This window comes from Phenylobacterium sp., from assembly GCF_016793285.1.
GTDB lineage: Bacteria > Pseudomonadota > Alphaproteobacteria > Caulobacterales > Caulobacteraceae > Phenylobacterium.
Genome location: NZ_JAEUMO010000259.1, coordinates 1 through 6,749 on the forward strand (window position 1 = coordinate 1; position 6,749 = coordinate 6,749).

6 protein-coding genes are annotated in these 6,749 nt (G+C 70.8%); 2 read left to right on the plus strand and 4 right to left on the minus strand.

Annotation, left to right across the window (positions count from 1 at the left end; translation table 11 throughout):
- From JNL41_RS21950 to JNL41_RS21965, 4 genes are all read right to left on the minus strand, one after another.
- On the minus strand, nt 1–912 hold a 912-nt coding region (locus JNL41_RS21950; protein ID WP_293478418.1), incomplete at its 3' end, for an SDR family NAD(P)-dependent oxidoreductase.
- 106 nt (nt 913–1,018) lie between these two features.
- Nucleotides 1,019–2,128, minus strand: a complete 1,110-nt coding sequence (locus JNL41_RS21955) for a phospholipase D-like domain-containing protein (RefSeq protein ID WP_293478419.1) — start codon at nt 2,126–2,128, stop codon at nt 1,019–1,021.
- 90 nt (nt 2,129–2,218) lie between these two features.
- Complete coding sequence (locus JNL41_RS21960) at nt 2,219–2,944, minus strand: methyltransferase domain-containing protein (protein WP_293478420.1); 726 nt, start codon at nt 2,942–2,944, stop codon at nt 2,219–2,221.
- A 56-nt stretch (nt 2,945–3,000) separates the two neighbouring features.
- Nucleotides 3,001–3,729, minus strand: a complete 729-nt coding sequence (locus JNL41_RS21965; protein WP_293478421.1) for a glycosyltransferase — start codon at nt 3,727–3,729, stop codon at nt 3,001–3,003.
- A 93-nt stretch (nt 3,730–3,822) separates the two neighbouring features.
- Between JNL41_RS21965 and JNL41_RS21970 the strand changes: the two genes are divergently transcribed.
- Nucleotides 3,823–6,321, plus strand: coding sequence for a ligase-associated DNA damage response DEXH box helicase (locus JNL41_RS21970; RefSeq protein ID WP_293478422.1), 2,499 nt, complete (start codon nt 3,823–3,825; stop codon nt 6,319–6,321).
- A partial coding sequence (locus tag JNL41_RS21975; protein ID WP_293478423.1) for a metallophosphoesterase occupies nt 6,318–6,749 on the plus strand: 432 nt, incomplete at its 3' end. The genes JNL41_RS21970 and JNL41_RS21975, both read left to right, overlap by 4 nt.

Genomic DNA, 6,749 nt, shown 5'->3' on the forward strand with positions numbered 1-6,749 from the left:
CTCTTCCGGCGTCTCTCGCACCATGCGGTCCATGATGACGGCGTCCTCGCCGACGAGGATCCGCCAGCGCTCGGCCTTCACGCCGTCCAGGATGATGGTCGCGGCCTGGGCCGCGGTGGTCGGCGCATCCTCGAGGAAGCGACGGGCCTGTTCGGCGACCATGGCCTGGATGGCCTCGTCGGGGATCTGAGCCGCGTCCATGCCCATGCGGGCGGCGCGGCGGCGCGCCGCGGCCAGCTCGTCGGCGCTCAGCGCATCGCTCCAGTCGTTGCGGATGACCTTGCGCGAGTTGGCGGCGATCTCGGTGCCGATATGGCCCGGCATGACCACCGAGCACTTGATGTGCGGGGCGTTGGCGCGCAGGTCCGTGATGAGGCCCTCGGTGAAGCCCTTCACCGCGAACTTGGCCGAGGTGTAGGCCGAATGCGCGATGCCCGGACCGAGGCTGGCCCAGAAGCCGTTGACGCTGGCGGTGTTGACGATGTGGGCCTCGTCGGCGTTCAGCAGCATCGGCATGAAGGTGCGGCAGCCGTAGTAGACGCCGTACCAGCAGACGTTGAACGTCCGCTCCCAGGCCTCGCGTTCGTCGGGGTTGACCATCGAGCCGCCGCCGCCGATGCCGGCGTTGTTGAAGAGCAGGTGCAGGCGGTCGGTGTCGTGCAGCTTCGCGGCCTCGTCGCGGAAGCGGATCAGGTCGTCCTCGCTGGCGACGTCGGCGTAGTGGGCGGTGATCCTCGCGCCCTGCGGGATGCCGTCGGCGGTGGCCAGCCGGATGGTCTCGGCCATATTCTTCTCCGAGACGTCGCACATGGCGACGCTGCAGCCCTCGGCGATGAGCTGGCGCGCCAGCTCGCGGCCCATGCCCGTGCCGCCGCCCGTGACGACCGCGAACTTGCCGGCGAAATCCTTCATGGCCCTGTCCTCCCAACGCCTGTCGGGGCCAGCCTACGCCGGATACGGCGCGGCGGAACCCTTCACGCCGCGTCAAGCCGGCGGGCGACCGCCAGAGCTTGAGCGTTCAGGGCAGCGCAGCCTTCATCGCGGCGTCGGCGACGTGCTTGCCGCCCGTGCAGGACCGGGTGGCGGCCTCTTCGGCGAGGCGGTCGAAGCGGACGTCGAACGCGTCGACGAGGCCGGGATCGGCGCTGCGGGCCAGGATCTCCTGGTTCATCACCCGCGAGCCGAAGTTGTAGTTCAGGCTGCCGAACCAGGCGGTGCGCACCTGCTTGTGGTCGACGATCACGAACTTGGCGTGCATCGGATAGCCGTCGGGGTCGCAGTAGCGGCGGATCTCGACGCCGGCGTCGCGCAGCTCGCTGACCACGCCCTTGGAGACCCGGCGGCGGGTGTCGTGGACCACGAGCTCGACCCTGGCGCCGCGCTCGGCGGCCTTCACGAGCTGGCTGGCGAAAGGGCCCTTGTCCATGTGCGAGACGGCCGCCTTGACCTCGTCGCCCGGGCCTAGTCGGGCGAGGCGGCGCTCGACCACGTCGGTGCGCAGGCGGGGATAGTAGTAGAACGCGAAGTCGCCGACGCGCTTGGCCTTGTTGGCGCGTTTGCCGAACCGGAAGGCGAAGCGGCCTTCCCAGAGGCGCATCGCCTGGGCCTCCAGCGCCTCGACGGCGTCGGGATCGCGGAAGTCGACCAGCAGGTTCTCGCCGCGGTCCTGGTCGCCGATGTCGCGCAGCAGCTTCGGGTCGTCGACGCCACCGGACGGGTTGTACGAGCCGATGAACGCGGCGGGCTCGGGGCCGCCGGAGAAGGTGTAGATCTTGGCGTGCAGATGCTGGCCGGGCAGCCACGAGCGGTGCAGGCGCAGATCGCTGCCGAGGCCGGCCTTCAGGCGCTCGATCGTGGGGCCGTTGACCGATCCGCGACGAGCGCGCCCTTCCAGCACCAGCCTTACCTTCACCCCACGCTGCCTGGCGGCGATGAGGGCGTCGGCCAGCGCCGGGTCGCGGAAGTAGTAGGTGGCCCAGGTGATCTCGCTGCCCGGCGCGGCGGCCTCGACGCGGGCCAGCAGCAGGTCGCGCAGCGCCTGCGGCGGCTGGTCCACGCCCCCGTAGTGCAGCGTCGCCGCGGCGACGGGCGCCGGCGGCGGCAGATCTATGGCAGGACTATCCAGCACCTCGGACTCGCAGGAACGACAGCGGGACTACAGCATCCCAGCTTCGCCCCGAGTGCAAGTGACGGGCCGCTTACAAATGCGTCAGGTCGGCTAGCGGACGGCGCGGCAGGGCCGGATGTCGGCGGGCCTGGGCCGGACCCTGGGGGCCTCGAAGACGGCGAGATAGCCGACGCCGCCGTCCATCAGGCGCGCCGAGAGCTGACGGTAGCCCACGGCCTCGAACTCGCACTTCAGGAGGGACGGCGGGGTGCCGTGGTTCTGGGGCGCGCGGTCGACGTCGATGACGCCGACGCGGGCGCCCGGCTTCAGCGACGTGGCCAGATGCCAGAGCAGCGCGTAGGGGCTCTCGACCTCGTCGTACATGTGGACCAGCACGGCGCGGTCGATGGCGGCGGCGGGCAGCCGCGGGTTGTCGTCCTCGCCGATCACGATCCGGACGTTCTTCAGGCCCCGACGCTCGGCCTCGCGCTTCAGGCCCGAGAGGTAGGACTCCACGATGTCCTCGGCGTAGACGACGCCCTTCGGACCCACGGCCGGCGACAGGCGCAGCGTGTGGTAGCCCGAGCCCGCGCCGATGTCGGCCACGGTCATGCCGGGTTCGATTTCCAGGCCGCGGATGAGCTGGCCCGACTCGTCGGCCGCGTCGCGGTCGGGCCCGGACGACCATTCCGGGGCGACGATGCCGGACACCGGACGGTCGGGCCTGGGGAATCCGTCGGCGAAGCGCCCGGTCTCGACGGTCGACGGCGCGCCCCCGCCCGGCTTCGAACAGGCGGCGATCGCAAGGGCTGCCAGGAGGACGAAGCCGAGTCGCATCCCCGTCCCTTTAGCGGGCCCGCGCCCGAGGCGATACGGGGCGCGCGGCGTCGCCCTCAGGTGATCGGCTCGCCCGCCTCGTGCTTGCGACGGGCGTCCCAGTAGTCGAACAGCGCCGGATAGGGCGCGTCGGGCGAGCGCAGCATGCACCGCGCCCCGGGCGGCGGCTCCTCGCCGTGCTCGATGTAGGTCATGGCCCACATGGTCTGGTAGTTGACCGTCGGCTCCGGACAGTGGGCGACCACCGCGCTCGAGTTCTTGATGATCATCCACAGCACGTAGTCGTCGACGATCGAGGCGCGGGGGTCCTTGAAGGCCCAGGCGCCGATCACCGCGTAGGCCGACCGCGTGATGAAGAAGCAGTTCATGTCGCAGAAGTCGACGCCGTTCGACTGCTTGCAGACCGCCATGAGGCTGCCGTCCGGGCGGATCAGGTTGCGCGTGGCGGTGACGATGTGGGCGTTGGTCTCGGCTTGGCGGCGCACCAGGGTCTCGATGTGCGCCGGCTCATACCAGTTGTCGGCGTCGAGGAAGGCGATGGCGTCGAAGCCCTGGCTGCAGGCGCTCATGGCGGCCACGGCGCGCGGCGTGTCGCCGAAGTCGCGATGATTCCACGGCAGCGGCATGTGGCGCACGGGCCACTCGTCGATCTCGGCGCGCGGATGGCCGTCGGCGACCATGAAGTGCGTGACGTCGCCATGGGTCTGCGCCGCCACGCTGGCATGGCAGCGGCGCAACTGGTCCAGCGACTCTTTGAAGTACGGAGTGATTACGGCGACACGCATCGAACGATGCCATAGCCCGCGCCGCGCGCGGGCGGAACCCGCTCTTGCGCCGCACCGCGTGAAACGGAACGGGAACGTGCTATAGCGGCGGGCATGGCCGACGCCTCCGGGGCCCCTTCCGACCTGCTGCCGCCCGCATTCCAGGCGTGGTTCGCCCGCCGCGGCTGGAGCCCGCGCGCGCACCAGCTCGCGATGATCGAGAAGGGCCGGCAGGGCCGCGACGCCCTGCTGATCGCGCCGACCGGGGGCGGCAAGACGCTGGCGGGCTTCCTGCCGAGCCTGATCGAGCTGGCGGGGCGGCCGCCGGCGAACAGCCCGAGAGGGCTGCACACCCTCTACATCTCGCCGCTGAAGGCGCTGGCGGTGGACGTGGAGCGCAACCTCGGCGCGCCGATCCTGGAGATGGGCCTGCCGATCGTGGCCGAGAGCCGCACCGGCGACACCGGCGTCGCGCGGCGGCAGCGGCAGCGGGTGAAGCCGCCGGACATCCTGCTGACCACGCCCGAGCAACTGGCCCTGCTCTGCGCGTGGGAGGGCGCGCGGGGGTTCTTCGAGGACCTGTCGTGCGTGATCCTGGACGAGATCCACACCCTGCATGCGAGCAAGCGCGGCGATCTGCTGGCGCTCGACCTGGCGCGGCTGCAGGCGCTGGCCCCGCGGATGCGCCGCGTCGGGCTGTCGGCGACCGTGGACGATCCCGAAGTCATCAAGACCTGGATGGCGAGCCACCGGCCCGTGGACGTCACCACCGCGCTGGGCTCGCACGGCCCCGACTCCATCGACCTCGTGCGCGGTCCGCCCGGCGCGGAGCCCGTCGTCGACGTCCTGCTCAGCGAAGGCCGGGTGCCGTGGAGCGGGCATACGGCCCAGCATGCGATGGCCGAGGTCTATGACGTCATCCGCCGCTCGAAGATCGCGCTGGTGTTCGTCAACACCCGCTTCCAGGCCGAGTTCGCGTTCCAGGAGCTGTGGCGGCTGAACGAGGACGCGCTGCCGATCGCGCTGCACCACGGCAGCCTGGCGGCCGAGCAGCGGCGCAAGGTCGAGGCGGCGATGGCGCGCGGCGAGCTGCGCGCCGTGGTCTGCACCTCGACGCTGGACCTCGGCATCGACTGGGGCGACGTGGACCTGGTGATCCAGCTCGCCTCGCCGAAGGGCGCGTCGCGGATGGTGCAGCGGATCGGGCGCGCCAACCACCGGCTGGACGAGCCGAGCCACGCGCTGTTCGTCCCGGCCAACCGGTTCGAGATGCTGGAGTGCCAGGCGGCGCGCGAGGCCATCGCCGAGAACCGGCTGGACGGCGATCCGCCGCGGGCGGGCGCGCTGGACGTGCTGGCCCAGCACGTCATGGGCTGCGCGGTCTCGGAGCCCTTCGACATGCTGGAGCTCTACGAGGAGGTCCGTTCGGCCGGGCCCTATCGCGACCTCGCCTGGGAGGACTTCGAGCAGGTGGTCGATTTCGTCTCGACCGGCGGCTACGCGCTGAAAACCTACGACCGATTCCGACGCATCGTGCGGCTACCCGATGGGCGCTGGAAGGTCAGGGATCTGAACGTGGCGCAGCGGCATCGACTGAACGTGGGGGCGATCGTCAGCCCGGCCATGCTGTCCGTGCGGATCGCGAGCCGCCGCGGCCAGGGCGGGCGCAAGGTGGGCGAGGTCGAGGAGGGCATGCTGGAGATGCTCGACCCCGGCGACACCTTCGTCTTCGCGGGCCAGGTCTGGGAGCTGGTGGGCGTCACCAACCTGGACGTGCTGGTGCGGCCGGCGAACCACAGGGACCCCAAGATGCCGTCGTGGGGCGGCTCGAAGTTCGCGCTCTCCACCTATCTCGCCAAGCGGGTGCGCCAGCTCATGTTCGACGAGGCGCACTGGAAGGTGCTGCCCGACGACGTGCGCGAATGGCTGGGGGTGCAGAAGGACAAGTCGCTGATCGTCGGCGAGGACGAGATGCTGCTGGAGACGTTCCCGCACGGGAAGCGCAACTTCCTGGTGGCCTACCCTTTCGAGGGACGGCTGGCGCACACGACGCTGGCGATGCTGCTGACGAAGCGCCTGGAGCGGCTGGGGATCGGGCCGCTGGGGTTCGTGTGCAACGACTACGCCATGGCGATCTGGGCGCTGAACCCGATGGACCGCATCGACTTCGACGAGCTGTTCGCGCAGGACATGCTGGGCGACGATCTGGAAGACTGGCTGCACGAGAGCTTCATGATGAAGCGCGCCTTCAAGGGCTGCGCGATCATCGCGGGGCTGATCGAGAAGCGGTTCCCGGGCGAACAGCAGAAGACGGGGCGGCAGATCACCTTCTCGACCGACCTGATCTACGACGTGCTGCGCAGGCACGAGCCCGACCACCTCTTGCTGCGCTGCGCGCGGGCCGATGCGGCGACCGGCCTCATCGACGTGGCGCGGCTGGGCGACATGCTGGCGCGCATCAAGGGCCGCATCCGCCATGCGCCCCTGGACCACCTTTCGCCGTTCTCGGTGCCGATCTTGCTGGAGATCGGCAAGGAACGCTCGCCCGGCCAGGCCGGCGAGATGATCCTGGCCGAGGCGGAAGCCGACCTGATCGCCGAGGCCACCCAGTGAACGACGTGAGCGTGTCCGCCTTCGCCTATGCCTTCGCCGCCGCGGCGTGCGGGGGGCTGCGGACGACCGTGCGGGGCGTCGACGTGACGATGCGGGCGTCCGGCGCGCTGTGGGTCGAGAGCGAGCGGGCGCTGGTGGTGGCGGACCTCCACCTGGAGAAGGGCTCGAGCTACGCCGCGCGCGGCCAGATGCTGCCGCCCTACGACACGCGCGAGACGTTGCGGCGGCTGGCGGCCGAGGTGGCGGCGACGACGCCGCGCGTGGTCGTGCTGCTGGGCGACACATTCCACGACCGCAAGGCCGAGGGCCGGCTGGCGGCGGACGACGCGGCGCGGCTTCGCACGCTGGCCGAAGGCCGCGCGCTGGTGTGGGTGGTCGGCAACCACGACGCCGACGGGCCGCAGGCGCTGCCGGGCGAGACGGCGGAC

What these genes read in the sequence shown, in the direction of transcription:
- JNL41_RS21965 (WP_293478421.1), bottom strand. Translation starts at nt 3,729, where the DNA reads ATGCGTGTCGCCGTAATCACTCCGTACTTCAAAGAGTCGCTGGACCAG.
- JNL41_RS21970 (WP_293478422.1), top strand. Translation starts at nt 3,823, where the DNA reads ATGGCCGACGCCTCCGGGGCCCCTTCCGACCTGCTGCCGCCCGCATTC.
- JNL41_RS21960 (WP_293478420.1), bottom strand. Translation starts at nt 2,944, where the DNA reads ATGCGACTCGGCTTCGTCCTCCTGGCAGCCCTTGCGATCGCCGCCTGT.